The 22891-nt window shown below is 28.3% G+C and carries 20 protein-coding genes; 11 read left to right on the forward strand and 9 right to left on the reverse strand.

All coding sequences use genetic code 11. The annotated features are described in order from the left end of the window. The first annotated feature begins 35 nt into the window (after nt 1-35). A complete protein-coding gene (locus IPM32_06800) occupies nt 36-857 on the forward strand; it encodes a TIGR00730 family Rossman fold protein (protein ID MBK8944968.1) in 822 nt (273 codons plus the stop codon). Nucleotides 858-884: 27 nt separating this feature from the next. Here the strand turns inward: IPM32_06800 and rpsU are convergent, their stop codons facing one another. Together rpsU and IPM32_06810 are read right to left on the reverse strand one after the other, a co-directional pair. Beyond that, nucleotides 885-1082 carry a 30S ribosomal protein S21 gene (gene rpsU / locus IPM32_06805; GenBank protein MBK8944969.1) on the reverse strand — a complete coding sequence of 66 codons (198 nt, stop codon included), beginning with the start codon at nt 1080-1082 and terminating at the stop codon, nt 885-887. 93 nt (nt 1083-1175) lie between these two features. Then, the gene (locus IPM32_06810) at nt 1176-2627 is read right to left on the reverse strand and encodes a peptidase M14 (GenBank protein MBK8944970.1); all 1452 of its coding nucleotides are present in this window, start codon (nt 2625-2627) and stop codon (nt 1176-1178) included. 124 nt (nt 2628-2751) lie between these two features. On the opposite strand from IPM32_06810, the gene IPM32_06815 reads away from it, so the two are divergent. Further along, a complete protein-coding gene (locus tag IPM32_06815; protein MBK8944971.1) occupies nt 2752-3528 on the forward strand; it encodes a ParA family protein in 777 nt (258 codons plus the stop codon). Here IPM32_06815 and IPM32_06820 read toward each other — a convergent pair. Together IPM32_06820 and IPM32_06825 are read right to left on the reverse strand one after the other, a co-directional pair. After that, nucleotides 3525-3914 carry an STAS domain-containing protein gene (locus tag IPM32_06820; protein MBK8944972.1) on the reverse strand — a complete coding sequence of 130 codons (390 nt, stop codon included), beginning with the start codon at nt 3912-3914 and terminating at the stop codon, nt 3525-3527. The genes IPM32_06815 and IPM32_06820 overlap by 4 nt on opposite strands. A gap of 152 nt (nt 3915-4066) precedes the next feature. Beyond that, complete coding sequence (locus IPM32_06825) at nt 4067-4711, reverse strand: hypothetical protein (protein MBK8944973.1); 645 nt, start codon at nt 4709-4711, stop codon at nt 4067-4069. Nucleotides 4712-4818: 107 nt separating this feature from the next. On the opposite strand from IPM32_06825, the gene IPM32_06830 reads away from it, so the two are divergent. Then, nucleotides 4819-5322: a class IV adenylate cyclase gene (locus tag IPM32_06830; GenBank protein MBK8944974.1), complete on the forward strand. Its 504-nt coding sequence runs from the start codon at nt 4819-4821 to the stop codon at nt 5320-5322. A 101-nt stretch (nt 5323-5423) separates the two neighbouring features. On the opposite strand, the gene IPM32_06835 is transcribed toward IPM32_06830, so the two are convergent. Together IPM32_06835 and IPM32_06840 are read right to left on the reverse strand one after the other, a co-directional pair. Further along, nucleotides 5424-7685 (reverse strand): aconitate hydratase, encoded by a 2262-nt coding sequence (locus tag IPM32_06835; GenBank protein ID MBK8944975.1) that lies wholly within the window; start codon nt 7683-7685, stop codon nt 5424-5426. Between the two features lie 189 nt (nt 7686-7874). Then, nucleotides 7875-8822, reverse strand: coding sequence for an SLAC1 anion channel family protein (locus IPM32_06840; protein ID MBK8944976.1), 948 nt, complete (start codon nt 8820-8822; stop codon nt 7875-7877). Nucleotides 8823-9148: 326 nt separating this feature from the next. On the opposite strand from IPM32_06840, the gene IPM32_06845 reads away from it, so the two are divergent. The 3 genes from IPM32_06845 to IPM32_06855 all read left to right on the forward strand — a co-directional run bounded on the left by IPM32_06845 (nt 9149) and on the right by IPM32_06855 (nt 12074). Next, the gene (locus IPM32_06845) at nt 9149-10261 is read left to right on the forward strand and encodes a helix-turn-helix domain-containing protein (protein ID MBK8944977.1); all 1113 of its coding nucleotides are present in this window, start codon (nt 9149-9151) and stop codon (nt 10259-10261) included. An 88-nt stretch (nt 10262-10349) separates the two neighbouring features. Next, nucleotides 10350-10985 carry a hypothetical protein gene (locus IPM32_06850; protein ID MBK8944978.1) on the forward strand — a complete coding sequence of 212 codons (636 nt, stop codon included), beginning with the start codon at nt 10350-10352 and terminating at the stop codon, nt 10983-10985. A 585-nt stretch (nt 10986-11570) separates the two neighbouring features. Continuing rightward, nucleotides 11571-12074, forward strand: coding sequence for a DinB family protein (locus IPM32_06855; protein MBK8944979.1), 504 nt, complete (start codon nt 11571-11573; stop codon nt 12072-12074). A gap of 201 nt (nt 12075-12275) precedes the next feature. Here IPM32_06855 and IPM32_06860 read toward each other — a convergent pair whose 3' ends face one another. The 3 genes from IPM32_06860 to IPM32_06870 all read right to left on the reverse strand — a co-directional run bounded on the left by IPM32_06860 (nt 12276) and on the right by IPM32_06870 (nt 17414). Continuing rightward, a complete protein-coding gene (locus tag IPM32_06860; protein MBK8944980.1) occupies nt 12276-13034 on the reverse strand; it encodes a geranylgeranylglyceryl/heptaprenylglyceryl phosphate synthase in 759 nt (252 codons plus the stop codon). Between the two features lie 63 nt (nt 13035-13097). Further along, nucleotides 13098-15263 (reverse strand): RNA-binding transcriptional accessory protein, encoded by a 2166-nt coding sequence (locus tag IPM32_06865; GenBank protein MBK8944981.1) that lies wholly within the window; start codon nt 15261-15263, stop codon nt 13098-13100. A 249-nt stretch (nt 15264-15512) separates the two neighbouring features. Then, entirely contained in the window at nt 15513-17414 is a 1902-nt protein-coding gene (locus tag IPM32_06870) for a hypothetical protein (protein ID MBK8944982.1), read from the reverse strand. A gap of 241 nt (nt 17415-17655) precedes the next feature. Here IPM32_06870 and IPM32_06875 point away from each other — a divergent pair, with 241 nt between their 5' ends. The 5 genes from IPM32_06875 to IPM32_06895 all read left to right on the forward strand — a co-directional run bounded on the left by IPM32_06875 (nt 17656) and on the right by IPM32_06895 (nt 22882). Beyond that, entirely contained in the window at nt 17656-19509 is a 1854-nt protein-coding gene (locus IPM32_06875) for a hypothetical protein (GenBank protein MBK8944983.1), read from the forward strand. A 110-nt stretch (nt 19510-19619) separates the two neighbouring features. Next, on the forward strand, nt 19620-20087 hold the full coding sequence (locus IPM32_06880) for a MaoC family dehydratase (protein MBK8944984.1): 468 nt from the start codon (nt 19620-19622) through the stop codon (nt 20085-20087). Next, a complete protein-coding gene (locus IPM32_06885) occupies nt 20080-21051 on the forward strand; it encodes a CoA ester lyase (protein ID MBK8944985.1) in 972 nt (323 codons plus the stop codon). Before IPM32_06880 ends, IPM32_06885 begins: the two co-directional genes overlap by 8 nt. Before the next feature lie 5 nt (nt 21052-21056). Further along, a complete protein-coding gene (locus IPM32_06890; GenBank protein MBK8944986.1) occupies nt 21057-22226 on the forward strand; it encodes a DegT/DnrJ/EryC1/StrS family aminotransferase in 1170 nt (389 codons plus the stop codon). After that, on the forward strand, nt 22223-22882 hold the full coding sequence (locus IPM32_06895; GenBank protein MBK8944987.1) for an acetyltransferase: 660 nt from the start codon (nt 22223-22225) through the stop codon (nt 22880-22882). Before IPM32_06890 ends, IPM32_06895 begins: the two co-directional genes overlap by 4 nt. The last annotated feature ends 9 nt before the right edge of the window (nt 22883-22891 follow it).

A 22891-nucleotide genomic window follows, 5' to 3' on the forward strand; every position in this document is an offset into this window, starting at 1 on the left:
TATATTTAATTTTCTTTATCAACTATGGAAATAAAATGAAAAATAATAATCTTCCAATAAAAGCTTACAGAAATATTGATTTTTTAACTTCGCAAGATGCAAGAATTATTAGAATATTATCGGAATTTTTAGAACCAAAATCGAGGTTTAACAAATTTAATATTGTTGATACAATTGTGTTTTTTGGTTCTGCAAGATTAAAATCTGGAAAAGATGCAAAAAAGAGTTTGAGAACTTTTCTAAATGAAACTTCAGAAAAAAGTAAAAATTATTCAAAAAATTTGAAAAAGTTAGAAAATTTAGTTCGTATGTCAAAATATTATGAAGATGCAGTTGAACTTTCTAAAAGATTAACAACTTGGTCAATGAATTTATCAACCAGCAAAAAAAGATTCATAATTTGCAGCGGCGGCGGACCCGGAATTATGGAAGCCGCAAATAAAGGCGCAAAACTTGCCGGCGGTGAATCAATTGGATTAAATATTAGCATTCCATATGAGCAATTCGTAAATAAATATGTTAATAAAGATTTAGCTTTTGAATTTCATTACTTTTTTATGAGGAAATTTTGGTTTGCTTATTTAGCAAAAGCATTAATTGTTTTTCCTGGCGGATTTGGAACTGTTGACGAGTTTATGGAAATATTAACTTTAGTACAAACCGGAAAAATTAAAAAAGATATGAAAGTTATTGTTTATGACGAAAATTACTGGAAAAGTATAATAAATTTTCAAGCATTTATTGAAAACGGAATGATTGACGAAAGTGATTTGAATTTGTTCGATTTTTGTAATTCTGTTGATGAAGTATTTAATAAGATTGTAAGTTATTTTGAAAAACATTATTTGAATAAATAAAAAATCCAGCTTTTGCTGGATTTTAACTTAATTCTGATTTTTCAAATTCTCTTTATATGCGCGTCTTTTAGCTTTAATTCTTTCCATTCGTTTTTCAATTGAAGGCTTTGTAAAGAAAGTTCTTTTCTTGAATTCCTTTAGAACACCGGATCTTTCATATTTTTTCTTAAATCTCTTTAATGCTCTATCAATGTTTTCGTTTTCCGAAATATTAATTCCAACCAATTAAATTCACCTGCCTTCGTTTTTGGTTTGCTTTTTAAGTTATAAAAAATTTGAACAGTAAAATAAGCAGAAAATTAGTTTTTTCAAATAATATTAATCGAAAATAATGCCGTTTCCGTAAGTTTTAATTCCGCTTTCAAGATTATAAATAAATCCGTTTATTACATTAAATATCAATTTTCCGTTTTTCCAAATTGTAAAATTTGCACTTTTTTGATATCCTGGTTCTAAATCAATATTATTTTCATTTATTAAAATGTTTAAAGGAATTTCACTGAAATCAAAATTTTTCGGAATATATTTAACTTTTATAAAACCAATTCCTTTTTTTATTAGTTCATCAAAATTGAGTTTTGTAAAATCGGAATCAATTTCGGTAAAAATTTGTGATTCCTTAATTTCACATCCAGAAAGATCAAATTCCTCATAACCGTAAAAAATTGATAAATCTCCCCAATCTTCAATTTTGCTCACAAAATACGAATTTGTGTTATTAGAAATTTGTTCTTCATTATTAATTCCAACATCAACCAAATAATTTTTTCCGTTTTTAATAATTGTGAGATTTTTTAGTAAAACATCAAAAAGCAATTTATCGTTAAATGGAATAGAATGATATTTTTCAATTTCAGCATTTTTGTAAGTTTTTTTTGCAATAGAATTTAATCCACTTAAAATTGCAGTAAAATTTAATTTACGCACAAATTGTTTTTCGGTATCATTTTTCCACCCGCCGGATTCTATAAGAACTGAACCGGTTCCCCATTTTATAAAATTATCTCCAAACGCACGCGGTTCAAAATCATCATTGTATTTTGCAATGTGTCCGGGAATATATTTATTTAAACTCTCAAACATTCTCACAATTAATTTCATTGTGTTTGATCTTACTTCATTTATTTCTTTTTCATAATTGAAAGCAGGAGCTAAAAAAGAAATTGTTGCCGATTTATAACTTTTTCCAGAAGTATATCTTGTGCTTTGATCATGAAGATTAAAAGCAAATTTCGGATTTAAACTATCACGCACAGATTTTAAAATTTGTGATTCGGGAAATTGCAAACGAAGTGCATCTCTGTTTAAGTCAATATCCAAAGCATTTCTTCGCTGATATTTTTCTGCACCATCCGGATTTAACATTGGAATAAAATAAATTTTTAAACTGTCCAAAATTTCTTTGCGGAAATTTTTTAATTCATCATTTGAGCTGAAAAAATTAAAAATATCAAACAAAGCCATTGTTGCAGTTGATTCATCGCCGTGCATTTGCGACCAAATTAAAACTGTTGTTTTTCCTTTACCAATAGATAAAAGATAAATTTCTTTTTCTTCAATTGATTTTCCGGCAATATCAACTTTGAAATTTTTATTTAATTTTATTTTTTCAATTTGTGATTTGAGTTGGGAATGAGTGAAATTTTTTTTGTTAAATTCCGCTGATTTATATTTTGAATAATTTTCGTAAATGATTTGAGAAAAATCAGTTTGAGCCATAATTGAATTAAAAAAAAGAAAAGTTAAAAGTAATATTAAGAATATTTTCATCTCTAATTCCTTCAAATTTTGTAGTTGTTTAAAAATCTTAATAATTAACGAATAATATATTGAACAATTTTTATTTAATTCATAGGAATTTTTCTATAAATTAGAAGCTAATTTATATTGAAGTATGGGAAAAATAATTTCAGTAACAACTCCCAAAGGCGGAGAAGGAAAAACTACAACGGCTGTAAATTTAGCCGTAGCATTTGCGCAAAGCGGAAAACGGACTTTATTAATTGATTTAGATCCTTCCGGGCAATGTGCGCCAACTCTTGGTTTAAAATCTTCCCAAATTTCCGGTGATTTGTTAGATGTTCTTACTTTTGAAAAAGCATTTAAAAGTGTAATTCATAAAACTTTTGATAATAATTTAGATTTTATTCCAATGCGCCAGCTTGATTATCAAGCAGAAGTGAAACTTTCTAATATTACTTCGGATGAATTAATTCTTAAAAGTGTGTTAGATTCGGAAATATATTCATATCATTATATAATATTTGATTGTCCGCCCTCGCTAATTGGAACAACTACAAATATTTTAATGATTGCAGATTCTGTAATAATTCCGGTTAGAGCTGCAAGATCTTCATTAAATGAAGTTGCAAGAGTGATGAAACATATTGATTTGGTTAGAATGAAATATAATTCAAACTTAAAAGTTGAAGGAATTCTTCTTACAATGTATGAGCAGAATACAAAAGCCGCATATTATGCAAAAAAAGTTTTATTAAGAGAATTTCCGAATTTCTTATTTCAATATGTAATTCCAAAAAATGTGGAAGTTTCGGAATCAACATTTCATAGTGTACCAATTCTTGTTTATAATCCGGAAGCAAAAGCTTCTGTTGCGTATAGAAAATTAGCTGATGAACTTATTGGAAGAAATTCTGTTCATCTAATTTAAGCAGCAGTTGCAGTTTCTAAATTCGAATAAATATCAAAAATCTTATCAAGTTTTGTAATTCTAAAAATTGTTAATTGTCTAATATCTTTAACAACAATATCAACTTTTGATTTATAATTTTTATTAAACGAAATTATTGTGCTCAAAAATGTTGAATCAATAAAATTGCACGAACTTAAATCAAAGATTATATTGTTTTTAGAACTATCCAAAAACATTTTGAGAAAATTTTTAAATAATTCAGATTCGTTTGCAGTTGCTCTAATTAAATTTATATGAACAATTATTTTTTGGTTTATTTCTGATTTTGTAAACATATTTGTTGAATTTGGTGTAATCCAAGATTGATTTAAAAATTCTTTTCTTTCAAATAAATTGGTTTCCATTTCTCTCTCCTTTATATCTTTTCCTAAAGATTAACAGCCAATTTATTGAATAGAAAAATTTAAATTGTGATTCAAATCAATTTAAAATTTACTTTCTGTTTCGTAATGGTTTAAAATTTTCCAAAATCCAATTTTTCAGAAGTTTTTTGAAATTAATACATTAATCCAATATTAATTGTTAAAGTAACTTGCTGAATATTTTTTTCAAAAGTTCCGTAATATTGCTCAATTCCTTCACCAAAAAGCTGATGGTAATAATAACGAATATTAATTCCGGTCAAATTATTAACATTTGTGCCAAAATTTGCACCAAATCCAACATAACCGCCAATTCCATATTTAGCTTGAGCATAACCGAGCGAATTGAAAAATTCTCTTGGAGCTGGAGTTGTAATAAACATTGTAGGACCAATTGCAGCAGAAATATATGGTCTTAAATTATCGGTGAGAGATTCATAAAATAATCTATATTGAATTCCAACATTTAGAGGAAGTAAGTATAGTCTGTTTTTCTTTCCATAAATTGGAAGCGGATAACCAAAAATATCATATCGTTCAATTTCTCGCTCATGTTTGGATTCTGAAATTGAGAAATCAGAAAATACAGTCAAAGTATTAGTTAAACTATGTCTGTAAAAAGCCCCAAGTCCAAAACCACCCTCTCCAATCATTAAATCTAAACCAAGCGCATTATCCGGAAAATCTATATTTGGTTTTTCTTCGCCAAGCTGTCCAATTTTTTGGGAATAATTTATTACAAAAGGAATGATCAAAAAAAATAAAAGAAATTTTTTCATGGTTTTCTCAAAATTGCTTACATTTTAAAATATACAATTATTTGGAAAAATCAACACAATAATTATACAATAGAAGTTCAAAAATCCATGCAAAATTTGGGGACAATATGGCAGTAAATTTGGAGATAAAAGTTAAGTTAGAAACATTTGATGAAATTTTAAAAATTCTTTCTGAAAAAAATGTTTTCCAAAATCAAACAATTTTACAAAAAGATATTTATTATAAAATTCCGGCTGGACTTTTAAAATTGCGAAAGCATAATGATGGGTATGAATTAATTAAATATCAGCGGAATGAAAAAGATGGTGAAAGATGGAGCAATTATTTTGTTTTAAATATTTCCGGAGAAACTGTTGAAAATTATTTTGATGATATTTTTGAAACCGAAACAGTTGTAGAAAAAATACGTGAATTATACATTTACAAAAGCACAAGAATTCATTTGGATGAAGTTAAAAATTTAGGAAAATTTATAGAATTAGAAACTGTTGTTAAAAATATTTCTCAAGTTGAAGCAAAAACAGAGTTTGATGAAATTGTGAAATTTTTAGAATTGGATTTTGAAAATCAAATTAAAAAATCTTATAGAGATTTGATTTTAGAAAAATAAAATAGAACACAGAAAACGCAGAAGAAATTGATAATCACTCAAAAAACAATGAGAATCTTTTTTTCAGTGTCATCTGCGTTCTATTTTTCAATATTATAAAATTATTTATTTTGTGCTGCAATTAAATTTAATGCGCTACCGGCTTTAAACCATTCAATTTGATTTGCATTAAATGTATGATTTAACATTACTTCATCGGTTGTTCCATCAGAATGTTTCATAATCATTTTTACTTGTGAACCGGGAGCTAAATTTTTTACACCAAGCAAGCTGATTTTATCATCTTCTTTTACTTTATCATAATCTGCGGGATTATCAAAAGTTAACGGAAGCATTCCTTGTTTCTTCAAATTAGTTTCGTGAATTCGTGCAAAACTTCTAACAATAATAGCTTTACCGTTTAAGAATCTTGGTTCCATTGCTGCATGTTCACGAGATGAACCTTCGCCATAATTTTCATCACCAACAACAACCCAGCCCAAACCTTCTGCTTTATATTCACGGGCAACTTTACTTACATTTTTATATTCTTCAGTGAAAACATTTTTCACTTCCCCAGCTTTATCAGTAAATGCATTTATTGCACCCAAAAATAAATTATCTGAAATGTTATCTAAATGTCCGCGGAATTTTAGCCAAGAACCAGCCATAGAAATATGATCGGTTGTACATTTACCTTTTGCTTTTAACAATAATGGTAATTCGATAAAATCATTTCCATCCCATTCATTAAATCTTTCTAAAAATTGAAGTCTTTTACTTTCAGGTTTTATAATTACTTCTGTGTTATAAAATTTTTCGGATGGAGCTATAAAGCCTTCCAAATCTGGCTTAAATCCATCTTTCGGCAATTCATCTCCATAAGGAGAATCTAATTTTATTTCTTCACCTTTATCATTTACCAAAACATCAGTTTCAGGATTAAATGTAATTTTTCCGGCAATTGTTAAAGCTGTTGTTATTTCGGGAGATGCAACAAAAGCTAATGTATTAGGATTTCCGTCTTGGCGTTTTGCAAAATTTCTGTTGAATGAAGTTACAATGCTGTTTCTTTTTTGTTCGGGATTATCCATTCTTTGCCACATTCCAATGCAAGGTCCGCAAGCATTTGAAAGAACAACTCCGCCAAAATCCGTAAGAGTTTTTAATTGTCCATCGCGTTCAATTGTTGCTCTAACTTGCTCAGAGCCCGGAGTGATTGTGAATTGTGATTTTGCCTTTAATCCTTGTGACATTGCTTGTTTTGCAATATTTGCAGCGCGGTCAATATCTTCATAACTTGAATTTGTGCAGCTTCCAATTAATCCAACACTTAGTTCTTCCGGAAAATCATTTTCTTTTGCTGTTTCTTTCATTTTTGAAATTGGAATTGCACGATCCGGAGTGTATGGTCCATTCAAGTGAGGTTCAAGTTCGCTTAAATTAATTTCTATAATTTGATCAAAATATTTTTCGGGATTTTCATAAACTCCATCATCGGCAGTTAAAAGTTTTGCGTGTTGTGTTGCTAATTCCGCAACATCTACGCGATCGGTAGCTTTTAAATATGCTGCCATTTTTTCATCGAAAGCAAAAGTAGAAGTAGTTGCTCCAATTTCTGCGCCCATATTGCAGATTGTTCCTTTTCCGGTACAAGAAATTGATTTTGCACCTTCACCAAAATATTCCACAATTGCACCGGTTCCACCTTTTACGGTTAAAATTCCGGCAACTTTTAAAATCACATCTTTTGGTGATGTCCAACCCGAAAGTTTTCCGGTTAATTTTATTCCAATTAATTTTGGCCATTTCAATTCCCAAGCCATTCCAGCCATAACATCAACAGCATCTGCACCACCAACTCCAATTGCAATCATTCCCAATCCGCCGGCATTTGGTGTGTGAGAATCTGTTCCAATCATCATTCCGCCAGGAAATGCATAATTTTCTAAAACTACTTGGTGAATAATTCCGGCTCCTGGTTTCCAAAATCCAACACCAAATCTTTTTGAAATGCTTTCTATAAAATTATAAACTTCCTCATTTTCATCCTTTGCTCTTGCTAAATCTGCTACGGCTCCAACTTGCGCTTGAATTAAATGATCGCAGTGAGATGTAGAAGGAACTGCAACACTTTTTCTTCCAGAATGCATAAATTGCAAAAGAGCCATTTGCGCTGTTGCATCTTGCATTGCAACTCTATCCGGAGCTAAATCCACATAATCTTTTCCACGAATAAATTCTTTTTTTGTTGGTTCCCATAGATGAGCATATAAAACTTTTTCGGAGTAAGTCATTGGTCTGCCTAAAACTTCTCGGGCAGAATCTTGTTTACTTTTCATATTTGCATAAACTTTTTGAATCATATCAAAGTTTGCAGTCATTTATATTCTCCTAACTTTTTAAATAATTTTTTTAAAGTTAACTAATTTCCAAATATTTTTCTTTAGAATATAAAATAAACTGAATGTAAATATGTTTTAAGAAAATAAAATTTCGCAGAATTTTTACTCACAATTTTAAAATAAGTGAAGTTTTATGTGACATCGAATATATTTTAATTCAATTGAAAACTATTCTTCCACACAAACTTCTTTATTCTTAATTGCGATAACTGTTTTATAAAAAATTATTCCAATTGCCAAAGTTAGAATTATCAATAAACTAATTGATAAATATGAAAAAAATACGAAATGAGTTTGATGATACATTAAAATAGTTGCAATTGTAATTGCAGATAACGGGAATGAATAAGCCCACCATGAAAAATAAAATTTAATTTTACCAAACATTTTTATCTGAAAAAAAAGCAGCAATGTTAAGAAAAGTGCAAAGTAATAAAGTATTTTTGAGAATTCATTTACTTCTCCACTTAGTTTAAAATAGGAAATAAAACCAACTGCCGGCGGTGCAATTAAAATAAATAATGTAGGAAGCAATCTTTCAGGCAAAGGATGATGAAATATAATTCGATTGAAAAATATCACCATTAAAATTATCCAGAAGAAAAATCCAATTGAAAAGAAGAACCAAGAAATTTCACTTGAAAAAAAATCTGTACCGGAAATTGGTACCAAAATATTCCCAACAGCAGGTATAAACCAAGCTGGATTCATATGTAAAATTTCAAAATGTGTGTGCTGAATCCAAATTGAAATTATTTTGAGTGTTAGTAAAAGCTGTCCAATTGTACCAATAATCCAAAGAGTTTTTGAAACTGTAAAATCAATTTTAACCAATGCCACACTAAGCATTATAAAGCTGATTGAAATTGTTGGGAAAAAACTTAGTTTAATTGGATGATTAAATTCATTTAAAACTTCTGATCTAAACTTTACAGTTTTAAGAAAATAAATTATTAGAATTACCAGAAATATTAAAATTGTAAGTGCTAAAATAATTGAGCTTACTTTAATTGGATTATGTAAAAAAGTTTCGCTTCTTTGAAGTGCTAAAGTAAATCCGGTTAAGCCTAAGATTATAGAGAAAAAATTGATTGGGAAATTTTTGAGTCGTTCCATTTAAAAAACTTTATAAGTTAAAATAGATACGATGATTAAAAACTTAAAATGTTTCTGGAAATTCTGAAAAATTAAAAATTTATTTTTTGGGTTTACTTTTATTTAACATATATTCATACACTAATATAAATGGAACTGAGATAAAGACTTAAAACCACTATAAAAAAGAAAATAATATTTTTTTACAATAGAATAGTAATTTTACATTAATCAAAATAATGGTTTTAGTTATTAGATAAAGCTAAAAGCTCGTCTTTTTTTTATAGATAGATTGATAAATCATATTGCCAAATGTTAGCTGTATACATGATAAAAAATATATCTAAATGAATATTATCTTAATTATTGGAATATTTGAATCGTTAGTTTTGGCACTCTTATTATTCTTAAAGAAGAATAGAACCATTTCGAACAATTTATTAGCCTCATTTTTTGTTATTTATGGCATAAATATCTTAACTGCATATATTGAAATTATCAATCAAAAACAAGGATATCCTTATCCCGCATTAATTATGCTTACCCCGGCTTTTTTATTGCTGCATGGTCCTTTGCTATGGTTGTATATAAAATCACTTCAAGGTTCAAGAAATATTATTAGGAAATATTTATTTCATTTCCTTCCATTTGTATTATTCATATTTAACCTTTCAATAAGATTTTGGTTTATCCCAGATGAGGAGAAAATTGGGTTGATGACAAGTGAATCTTTTCAATTACGCTGGACTTATTTTTTATTTGTATTAGTTATTGCCGTTTCAATTCCAACTTATCTATTCTTTGGATTAGTCGAACTAAACAGAATTCAGAAAAGGGTAAAAGAATTTTATTCAACTATGGATAACAATAATCTAAATTGGTTAAGAAATTTGGTTTTTGTTGGATTAATCTTATATTCCATTTTTGGATTTCTGCATATATCAAATTTATTCTTCTCATTTATATCATATAAAGACTATCAAGAAGTTGCATTTGTAATTGCATCAGTATTTATATTAATTCTTGGTTTTCTCGGTCATAAGCAAACGACGTTCTTTAATTCTGAAAATGATTTTAAGATTATTAATTCAACAAATCTTGAAATAAACTCTAAAGTGCTGTATGATAAGTTGGAATTTTTAATGAAACGATCAAAGCCATATTTAAATCCGGATCTAACTATTTTAGATTTGGCAAATCTTATGGAAATTGACACAAGTGAATTGTCAAAATATTTGAATAAAACTATGGAGCTGAATTTTTACACTTACATAAACAAATATAGGATTCAAACATTCAAAGAATATGTTGAATCGAATAAATTCCCAGATTATAATATACTTGGAATAGCATTTGAATGTGGATTTAACTCAAAAGCTACATTTAATAGAGTATTTAAGTATTTTGAAAACACAACGCCAAAAGCTTATATACAAAGTCTCAAAAAAAATAAGACGTAATTTCCTACTTCTAAGACTTCTTTCCATTTTTCTTACCCTTTTATCTTAAACTGTACTCTTATATTTGCAAGTAAAAAGGATAGTAAAAATGTTATATGTACGAGGGATATTAATCGTTATAGTTCTATCCGGATTTGGAATAAAAAGCTTACTTACTCAAGAATTTTTAATTGATAAAAGCAAAAATGCTCCATTTAGCACAATTTTAAATGATTTATCCAACACAGATACAGTTACTAATAGTGGATTAAAAAAAGATTTAAGAAAGGGATTTGTCACCAGTTCAGTTGCTCCTTTTATTGGAATTTATGGGATTGCTTATTTTCTTGAAATTACAAGTTTCCATAACACAAGGGGTGATGTGTTATTGGGATTAGCGCACCAAAATCAAAAAACTGATGATGGTAAATTCAATGGAATATCTTTAGTAATAGGTTATCGGCAATTTCTTTATAATAAATTATGTATTACGGAAATGTTTTATCCTAATTATAACCACTTCCTATCCTCAATCGATGGAAAAACTTATAAAGGTTTTGACGGATTTAATGAGATTTCTCTCGGCTGGGAATTTGAATTTAAGTTATCTAAAAAAGTTACTTTAGCACTTACTCCACAATTTACATATGGCCAGGCACTATTTAGAACAAATCCATGGCCAAAACATAAAGATGAACTTCAAAAGATATTCTTTCCAGATGTTTATATTGGGATATCATTTTAATATTTTCTGTTTTAGTCAGATTATTGTGATTATAAATGAAAAGAAAAACAACAAACATTTGAAAAGTAATTGAGATATTTAAAATGTTGAAGTTTTTTGATTTTAAAGAGAATTGTATTAATTAAATAGATAGTATTTCGAAATTTAATATAAATGTTAAGTTCGAAATCATTGACAAGTTCATTAAAATAACAACTTTATTATTAACAAATTGATTTAAATGAAAAAAATTGCCAATTAATAGAATATTAAAGGAATTAATGCTTTTTCTTTTTCATATAGGGATTTGTTGTGATATATACTAAAGCTATTAAAAGTAAGAAAATATTCCAATGCATGAAATTATAAACAAAATGCTATTTATTGAAATTTCACAAAGTTATTTGATGCATTTGAGTTAGATATTGGAGAAAATATAAATTCGATTTATTTTAAAAATTATTATAAAAAGAAATTATTAGGTATATTTTTATTGAAAATCATAAAAGATTTCAGATAAAAAAAACGTAATAACAGTATGTTCCTTTAAAGCATAAAAAATATCTAATAAAACATACAATTAAAAATCAAACAAAATAATCTTATATGAGCTTACAATTAAGTATTACAAACAGCGTTGATTACAACGTTTGGGTAACAGAACAATTAATCATTTGGCTTAAAAAGCATTCGGAAGAATTATTGCAAAGGGAATGCCCATCAAGTTTTAACAGTATTGCAAGAACACTTAAACACATTAGCGATACTCAATTTTATTGGTCAGCAATGATACGTGGAACTGAATCACATAATTTTGAATACAATGCAACCGAAGTTAATGTTCAACAAGAAATGCAAAATTTAGCAAGTGAAGCAAAACTATTAGCGACCTATGTAAAAGGAAATCTTGAAGCAATGAGCCAAACTCACTTGATTGAATCTGAGTGGTTTACTTCAAATTTTGCAAAGTATGAATACTTGCAACATTTGATTATTCATACCACATATCATCGTGGACAAATTGTAACAATGGGACACAATTTAGGAATTACTGACGCTCCTATGCTTGATTATAATTATTGGAATGTAATGAGACAGCAAAGCAATTAACAACAAACCTCTAATATGGATTTTGCTTTATAGAAATAGTTTCAAAGTAAAAGATTTTTGATTCTTTTAATCAAAGTAGTATGTAAGTATTTCGTGCTTCAAAATTCACTTCGATGTGAAGTTCGAAATTTTTAGAAGTTTTGTAAAACAAAAACACTATAATATATTTAGTTTAAATGCATAAATTAAAGTTAGATGAAATTATATGTTTATTGAATTTCTAATATGAACAGCTTGTGCAAACTTCAGAATTAAATTCCAATTTTCTTCATTTTCAAAATAATTACCGGTGATTATAATTTTTGCACCGGCATCTACTTTTTCTCTTGCTTCTTGCGGAGTTCTAATTCCACCGCCAACAATAACCGGAATTGAAACTTGCGATGAAACCAATGTGATCATTTCTTCGGGGACAGATTTTTCAGCACCGGAACCGCCTTCCAAATAAATTAATTTCATGCCCAAATATTCTCCGGCGAGCGCAGTTGCTGCGGCAATTTCAGGTTTGTTTCTAGGAACGGGTTTACTTCCACTTATATATTCAGCTGTTGTAGTTTGTCCCGATTCTATTAAAATATATCCGGTAGAAATAGCTTCAATATTATATTTTTTTATCAGCGGTGCAGCTTGAACATGCTTCCCGATTAAGTGTTCGGGATTTCTTCCACTAATTAAGGATAAAAACAAAACCGCATCTGCAAATTTTGAAACTTGATTTACACTTCCCGGGAAAATTATAGTTGGCAGATTTGTATATTTTTTTACTTCAACTATTGATTCATCTAAATTTCCATTAATCATTAAACTTCCGCCAATAAGAAATCCATCAACACCGCTTTTTTCACAATACTGAATAAATGATTTAGTTTTTTCTATCGGCAGTTTATCCGGATCAATCAGAATAAAATAAGCTGCGCCTTTTGTCTCAATTATATTTTCTATTTGCTTATAAATTTTCATTTTATCTAATAAATAGGAAAAATCTTAAAATCAAAATAGTAAACTTTGTATAAAATATCTTTATTATTTCATACTTAAAGCAATTCTATTTTTCGCAACATCAACAGATTTTATTTTTATATCAATAATATCACCCACACTAACAATTTCCATCGGATGTTTTACAAACTTATTTGCCATTTCAGAAATGTGAAGAAGTCCGTCTTGTTTAACTCCAATATCCACAAAAGCACCAAAATCTACAACATTTCTTACGGTTCCTTTTAACGTCATTCCAACTTCCAAATCTTCAATTTTTAGAACATCGCTGCGCAAAATTGGTTTTGGCATATCTTCACGCGGATCTCTGCCGGGTTTTACAATGTTTTCAATTATATCTTCGAGAGTCGGAGTTCCAATATTTAATTGATCGGCAATTTTTTCAATACCTTTTTTCTCAACAAATTGTTTTACAAGCAAACCTTTTTCATTAATTACAATTGAAGAAATTTCGCACATTTGCAAAAGTTTTTCGGTTGCTTCATAAGATTCGGGATGAATAAAAGTTGAATCAAGTGGATTTTCGCCATTGCTGATTTTTAAAAATCCAGCAGCTTGTTCAAATAATTTTTCACCAACACCGGTAACTTCTTTTAGTTGATTACGATTTTCAAATCTTCCGTTTTCTTCACGATATTTAACAATGTTATTTGCAATTCTTTTGCTCAATCCGGAAACGTATGTTAAAAGTGAAGATGAAGCAGTATTTAAATCAACGCCAACATAATTCACACAGCTTATTACAACATCATCTAAATTTTTATTTAATAATTTTTGATCAACATCGTGTTGATACAAACCAACACCAATCGACTTTGGATCAATTTTTACAAGTTCGGCAAGCGGATCTAAAACTCTACGAGCGATTGAAATATTTCCGCGCTGACTTGCTTCTAAATCCGGAAATTCTTGTTTTGCAATTGGCGATGCCGAATATACAGATGCGCCCGCTTCATTTACAATTAAATAATGACAATTCAATTTATAATCTTTAATAATTGATGAAACCAATAATTCCGTTTCACGGCTTGCGGTTCCGTTGCCTATTGCAACTAATTCAACATTATATTTTTTGATAAATTTTAAAATTGTTTGAATTGCAAAATCTTTTTTATTTTGCGGCGGATGTGGATAAATTGTTTCGCCTTCCAAATATTTTCCGGTTTTATCAATTACCGCTACTTTTGATCCCGAAACAAATCCCGGATCAATTCCCATAATAATTTTATTCATAATTGGCGGCTGAAGCAAAAGCTGTTTTAAATTTGATGCAAAAACTTTTACTGCGTGTTCATCGGCAATTTCTGTTAAATAATTTCTAACTTCTCTTTCAATTGATGGCTGAATTAAACGATTGAACGAATCAATAATTGTTTCGTTAAGTAAATTATCAAAGAATGATTTCTTGAATGTAAAATAATTTTTATAAATATTTTGAAGAATATCATCTTTAACAAAATCGAAAGAAACTTTGATAAATCCTTCATTCTCGCCGCGGTTCAAAGCTAAAACTTGATATGGTTTAATTCTTGTGATTTCAATTTTAAAATTGTGATAAATTTCATAAACATCTGTTTTCTTAGAATTTTCATCAGCTGATTTTTTACTTACTTTAGATGAACAAATGTTGGAGGAATTTAACAAACTTTCTCTTACTAATTTTCTCACTTCGGCATTATCACTTATCATTTCTGCAATAATATCTTTTGCTCCGTTGATTGCATCTTCAATTGTGAAAACTTCTTTTTCTTCGCTTAAATATTGTTCGGCTATTTTATTAATATCACCGGAGAAATTTGGATTATCAATTATAAAATGTGCAAAAGGCTCCAATCCTTTTGCTTTTGCGATAGTTCCACGGGTTTTGCGTTTTGGTTTGTATGGAAGATACAAATCTTCAACATCTTGAAGTTTATCTGCAGCAAGAATTTTTTCTTTTAATTCTTCGGTTAATTTTCCTTGTTCTTCTATACTTTTTAGAACTGCAGCTTTTCTATCTTCAAGTAGCGTTAAATAATTATTTAAATTTTCAATTTCGCGTAATTGATCTTCATCCAATCCGCCCGTTTTTTCTTTACGATATCTTGCGATAAACGGAATTGTAGCTTCTTCTGAAAATAAACTTAAAACAGTTTCAATTTGTGATTTACTAATATTTAAAACTTTGGCAATATTTTGTGGAATGTTCATTAAAAATCCTTGAATTTATTAAACCTACATTTAGAAAAATGGGATGGTAAATTTAGCAGTATAAATTTTTATTTCAACCTTGATATAATAAAAAAAATTTGTAAATCACTTTTGATATTAATTACATTACTTAAAGTCATTTCCGAATGTTTTTATAGTAAATCCAAATTTAATTAACTGGATTCCCAGTCAAGCTGGGAATGACAGAAAAGTGAAATTTTAAAAATTCTCTTTAACTCAATTCAAAAGTTAAATTACATTAAACGGATTATCATTTCTATCTGCTAAGCGATAAGTATGTTTAAATTCTTCTTTCTCCAATACACGCAATAGTTTTAACGGATCGTTAACAATAATTCCATCCAATTTTGTAACTAAAATTCTTGCCATTGAATCGGGATCGTCTAAAGTCCAATAATAAATTTTTTTTACAATTCCGCGAATTGCCCTTTTCTTCGCTGCAATTAAAAACTGCGGAATAAAATGTTTTAATGGCTTTGGAACTTGAGATGCAATTCCATGTCCCCACCAAAAATTTCCTTCGCGCCTTTGCTCAAAGGCTTTTTCAGTTGTATTAAAACTTTCTTCGCTTAAATCTGCACCAAAATATTTTTTAAATTCTGCGGGAACTGTTTCGAAAAATCCATCAAAAAAAGGAGTGTAATTTTTTTTACCGACTGACATTATACTATAAATTCTGTTATTAATATTTTTATGCAAAAAATTATCTTGAATAATTTTTGCCATTTCAATTCCACATTGATTTAACAATTTCTTGGGAACTTCACCAAGTTTGCAATCATAAATTACTAAAGAAAGTTTGGGAAAATTTTGTTCAAACTCTTTTAATTTTTCTAAAAATATTTTCAATTCAGTTTTAGCCAAACTTCTTTCCATTAAATTTATTTTATCGGGATCAAAATCCGGTCGGAATCCGTGGAAAACATCGAATGAAAAAGTTTTGTTTTTGTAATCAAATTTTGGTGTTATATCAAACTCAACTGCATTGCTTCCCATATCCAAAGCTTCTTCAACATAAGCCGGAGTATTTACCATATGCGCAATTGCATAAAATGGTCTTTGATGAAGTTTTTGCGTTGTGAGTTCAACTTCAACACTATGAGGGTTTTCAGCTTCATCTAACCAAGAATAAAATGGGAATATGGATTTTGTTTTTGTACTTTCATTTATTACTGTAATTTTATTTAGAAACCATCCGTCGCCAATCCATTTTTCATCATGCCAAATTTTTATTTTTTCAATTTCACCCAAATCTTTTGATGAGATTTTTAAATAATCAACAATTCCGGCTTCAAATGCATTTCGTGCAATCAAATCATTTAATTTAATTGCTTCGGAAATTCCTTTTGTGCCGTATAAAATCATGGAAACATTTGCATCAGTTCCGCCGCCTAAGACATCTCCGTTTGTAATTATTATTGTGTATTCAATGTTTTTTGGATTGAAAGAAAATTCTTGATCTGTTTTTATCCAAGTGAATATTGGAAAAGTTAAAAAATTATTTTCAACTTCTTTTTTTATTTTAATTCTGTTTATGTAAATGTTGGAATTAAAACCGGAGCTATCTGTTTTGAGTTTAATTTCATTAATGTTTCCGATATCTTCATTTTGTAAAGTAAAAATTTCCGTATATCCCGAAATAAATTCTTTGTTAGAAATCAGCGGTTTTATGTTAATAAAATTTGTAGAATTTTTTGAACCGATAAGCGAAATAAATAAATTTGAATTACTTCCGGAACCGGGAAGTGTTCCCATAATTAATTCAATTTGATAATTTATTAATTGCCTTGGTGCAAACTCATATTTTTTATTTCCTTTTATCCACTGATTAATGTTAAAAAAATATGATTTTTTATTTGTGAGATTTTCAATTGTGCACGATTCTAAAAACCAATCGGCGCCAAACCATTTATTATTGTGCCAAATTTCAATTTTTTCAACTTCACCAAAATCATCGGAATTTATTAAAAATTCATCAATGCTCTCTTTTTCAAATACATTTTTATTTTTATGTTCATTCAGAATTAAATCTTGTGTATTAAATAGACTTCCGTAAATTTTAATTGTAACGTCCGCATCGGTTCCGGCATTATCAACACTTCCGGTTTTAATTGAAATTCTAAAATCCATAATATTCCTATTTTTTTAACAAAAATTTATTAAAAATTAAATGAAATCAATAAGATTTTTTCCTTGCAGAATTTTAATTAAATAAAACGAATTATTTTAATTTCTTCAATAAATGCAATTTTCCCCAAAAGATTTATTCCTTTCCCTATTAAACTAATTACTTACAAAATACGATTATACCACGAAAAAGGATTTTCACAATAAATTAGTAGAAGAAGTTCTACAACTTCATGGAAGAAGAATGTTCGCAAACCGAATGGATATACTCGAAAATATCGACGAAGTAAATCTTTCAAGAGAACTTGAAATTGCCAAATTCCGCAATTACGGAAGAGAACATTTTTCAGATCTTCTGCATTATGAAATTAGTTTTGATCATTTCATTAATAACACTTCCAAATTTTATTCAATAAAACTTCCGCAAGAAATTTCTGATTATTTGCTGCGTTTAGATACTGCGCCATTCTTTTGGATTTCCGAAGCAAATGTTGTTAGAAATATAGAAGAGCTTATAACTACAAAAAACAGCAAATTCAATTATGTTGCAAATTTTAGAGAAATTAAAAAATATTATACTCAGTGGATAACTTTAAAAACTAGTAAAGAAAAACAATATTATGCGTTCAGTATAAGCAATCAAATTGAAAGAAATTTTTCATATCAAAGTTTTTACAATCTTATCATTTACGGAGTTATACTAACCTTTGATAAAAATATTTATAATCCTAAAAGAGCAATTGAGCTTTTTGATAAAGCTATAGAAATGGTAAGCGGGTGTGAAATTGAAACACAACTAAAAAAAGATTTACTCTATTATCTCAAAATTTATAAAGGCTTTGTATATTTTCTAGAGTACAATTATAACAAAGCCAGAAATACATTTAATGAAGCTTTGCAATATAATCCACATGGAGTAAACGCATTTTATTTTATTGCTTTAAGCAGTAAATATTTAGATGATTTTGATAATGCATTCGATGGTTTAAAAAGTGTTTTAGAATATGATAGAATGAGATTTCAATATGCAATTAATTATAATTTTTTAAAACTTTTTACATTTTTTTATAACAATGCATGTTTCTATAATGTTTTTACAGAAATTGGTTTTGCGCAAATGCTTCCGGATATTGATTTTCTATTACGATCGCTTTTTTCTAGTGATGCTAACAGTATGGAATTGACTTACAGTAAATTAATTAATTTGGATAATCTTAGAATAAAAGAATTTTTCAATCAAGAAGTTTATGCAGAAATTGATTTTCTTAGAAAAGCTTTGGATAATTATAAATTCAAGAAGAATGGATTGATAAGAATTGTTGAACAAATTTTTAGAGATAAATTAATTACTCTGATTGAATTTATTAGAAATTTAATTGAATCGCATTACTTTGATCAAATTAAAGACGAAATAACAGTTTTTGATAAACAAATTGAACAAAATAAAAGGCAATTGGAACTAATAAAACATGAGCGAGAAGATGCGTTCAAAAAAATTAAAATGACGGAAAAAGAAGCTTTTAACTATTTGGAAGGCTCATTATCAGAACATATAAAAGAAATTGAAGATAAAATTAATAATTTGGAAGATAGTAATAAATATGATCCTTCAAAAGTATTTTACAGTTCAATGATATTCACCGCAGCAATTTCGTTTGTTGTTTTTTTGGTTATTGGAATTATGTCGGTAATGTTTGGCTGGGATGAAGGAAAAAGCAGCATAAATATTATTGCCGTAAACGGATTTAAATGGGGCGGAATTACTTTTTTACTTGGAATTGGAATTTCAGTATTTACAGCATTTTCATCATTTTGGGAAAAAAGTGCATATAAGAAAAAATTAATTGCACAGTTAGAATATGTAAAATCAACACAATCCGGCGAAAGAAAAAATTTAGAAGTTGATTCAAATTTAAAGACAAAAATTTATGAGCAAAAATTTAATGAAAGAATTCAAACACAAGAAAAAATAATTGATAGCTTTGTTGAAGAAAGAGAAGAAAACTACAAACACAAATATAAAATTGCAAAAAAAGAAATTGATGAATACATTACACCACTGAATACCATACTAAAATCCCTCGAAAATGTTGGCTAATAGTAGCCAGCAATCTGAATAGCTACACAGAAAATCTACAAAACGCTTAAAAATCGAAATAATTTATTTGGAATGATTTTGGAACATTTTTCACAAAAATATTTAGAAAAATGCAGCCAAATAGATTAGGAAATTATTTTGAGGATTTTGAAGAAGGTGAAATTATTTCACATTCTCTATCTAAGACTATATACGAAAGTGATAATAATTTATTCAGTCTTTTAACTATGAATTATCATCCGCTTCATACAAATTCTCATTATTCCAAAAATGAAATTTATGGGAAACCAATCGTTGTTGGAACATTAGTTTTTAGTTTGGTTGTGGGAATTACGGTTTTAGATATTAGTGGAAAAGCAATTGCAAATTTAGAATATAAAAATGTTAAACACTTAAATCCTGTTTTTACTAATGATACAATTTATGCAAAAACAAAAATCTTAAGTAAAGAAGAATCAAAAAGTAAAAATGATAGAGGAATAATTACGGTAGAGACGATTGCATATAATCAAAATAATCTCGAAGTATTAAGTTTTACAAGACTAATACTTATAAAAAAAAGGAATTATGATGAATAATAACTTTTTACTTCGAAGCTTAATGTTTGTCCCGGGAAATAATATAAAATTATTAGAAAGTGCCGCAAAATCAAAAGCTGACGTTCTTTTATTGGATATTGAAGATTCAGTGCCTAATTCATATAATAAGCAATATGCAAGAGATACAATTCAACAATTTATTGCAGAAGGAAAATTTGCTAATTATTCGGTTTTTCCAAGAGTAAATGATCGAGAAAGCGGACACTTACTCAAGGATATTTATCAATTAACTATTCCGGGAATTGATGGATTTATGTATCCTAAATCAACCAAAGGTGAGGATATTTATTTTTTTGATAAATTACTTGAAACAATAGAATATGAAAAAAATCTTCCCATAGGAAGTTTTAAAATTATTCCATTAATTGAAACTACCGGCGCAGTTTTAAATGTTCAGGATATTTGTAAAGCTTCAAAAAGAGTTTTAGCAATTGCATATGGATGTGAAGATTTTATTACGGATTTGGGTGGAATTCATGATGCAGAAGCATTAAGCTTATTTACACCAAGAGCAATGATTGCAATGGCTGCAAAAGCTAATAAAGTGGTTCCAATTGATACCGTTCATATTAATGTTCATGATTTAGTCGATTTAGAAAAGAATTTAAAGATTGCTAAAAATTTAGGTTTTGAAGGAATGCTGATTCTAAATCCCAAAGAAATTGACTTAGTACATAAATATTTTACCCCGAATTCTCTTGAAATTGAAAATGCGAAAGAGATATTAGATAGTTATCAAAAAGCACAAAAAGAAGGAACTGGCGTTACAATCATAAATGGAAAATTTATCGGTCCTCCAATAGTTTCGGCAGCAAAAAAAATTTTATCAAAATATGAAAAACTTAATAAAAATAAGAAAAATGTGGTTGTAATAAATACTCTATCAAATGTTAGTAAAAAGAATTCTGACACAGATCAAAATAAATTTAAATTAAAAGTATAATAAGTATGGAATCCGTTGATAACCAAATATTAACAAAAGATACTTTTAGTAATATAGAAAAAATCTTTGTTAATCAACCTACACTTCCGGAATTGGATGAGTTTATTATTCTTTTAAAGGAAATTTGGCAATCAAAATTTTTAACAAATAATGGAAAATTTCATCAGCAATTAGAAAGTGAATTGGCAAATTATCTTGGGGTTGAATATATATCATTATTTGCAAATGGTACATTAGCATTAATTGCTGCACTTCAAGTTTTAGATATTAAAGGAGAAGTAATCACAACTCCTTATAGTTTTGTTGCAACAACTCATGCAATTAAATGGAATGGTATAACACCAGTTTTTTGTGATATTGATCCAAATACTTGTAATATTGATCCAAAAAAAATTGAGAAACTTTTAACCGGCAATACTTCCGCAATTCTTCCGGTTCATGTTTATGGCAATCCATGTGATGTGGAAGAACTTCAAGAAATTGCAGATGCATATGGATTAAAAATTATTTATGATGCGGCACATGCATTCGGTGTTAAAATTAAAAATGAATCAATATTAAATTTTGGTGATTTATCTGTTTTAAGTTTTCACGCAACTAAAATTTATAATACTTTTGAAGGTGGAGCAATTATTTCCCATGATCCAAAAATTAAAAAACGAATTGATTATTTGAAAAATTTTGGATTTGATGGTGAAACAACAGTTGTTTTTACCGGCATTAATGCAAAAATGAATGAAATGCAAGCTGCATTGGGATTACTTCAATTAAAAGATTTCGAATTCCATAAATCTAAAAGAAAATTTATTACAAAAAATTATGAGGAAGAATTAAAGAACATTAATGGTTTAAGATTTTTATCCCCTCAAAATTTTGTTTCAGAAAATTTTGCTTACTTTCCAATTTTCATTGAAGAAAAGGAATTTGGGAAAAGTAGGGATGAAGTATATCAAACATTAAAAAACAATAATATTTTTGCACGAAGATATTTTTATCCGCTAATTAGTCATTTCCCAATGTACAGAAATTTAGAAACTTCAGACCCAAATAATCTTAGATATGCAGAAAAAATTTCTGAAGAAGTTATTTGTTTACCAATATTTTCCGATTTAAGTAAAACTTCTCAAGAAAAGATAATTAAAACGATTATTGACCTTAGCAAGAATCAAATATGAAAAAAATTATAATACTTGGCGGAAGTGGAATAGGAATGATCGCAGCATCAATTATAGAAAAAAATCGAATAGGTGAAGTTATTGGTTTTTTAAATGATTTTGAAAAAGTTGGAAATAAGATAGGAAAATTTAAAAAATTTCCGATCATCGGTAAAACAGAAGATTTAGACAATTATTTATTAGACGAAAATACATATTTTTTCATTGCTTATGTTGGGTTAAAAAACGAAAAAGAAACATTTAATAAAATAAATTCATTACAAATTCCTCAAAAAAAATTAATTAGTATTATTGATAAAACATCGGTAATTCCAAATGAATTTTGTAAAATCGGCAATGGAGTTTTGATTGCTCCGCTTGCACAATTAAGTACGGATACAATAGTATCAGATAATTGTATTCTACTTCCAAACTCTTATTTGGGTCATGATTCAACCCTTGAACAATTTGCACATTTAGCAACAAATGCTGTTGTAGGTGCAAATGTTTTAGTTGGTAAAGGAGTACATATTGGAAGTAATGCAACAATAAGGGAGAAAGTGTGCATAGGTGACTTTAGTTTAATTGGAGCTGGTGCGGTAGTTTTAAATGATGTGCCGGAAAATAGTATTGTTGCCGGTAATCCAGCAAAGATTATAAAATATAGAAATAATTAGTAAGAGTTT

It is taken from the genome of Ignavibacteriota bacterium, assembly GCA_016716225.1.
Lineage (GTDB): Bacteria > Bacteroidota > Ignavibacteria > Ignavibacteriales > Melioribacteraceae.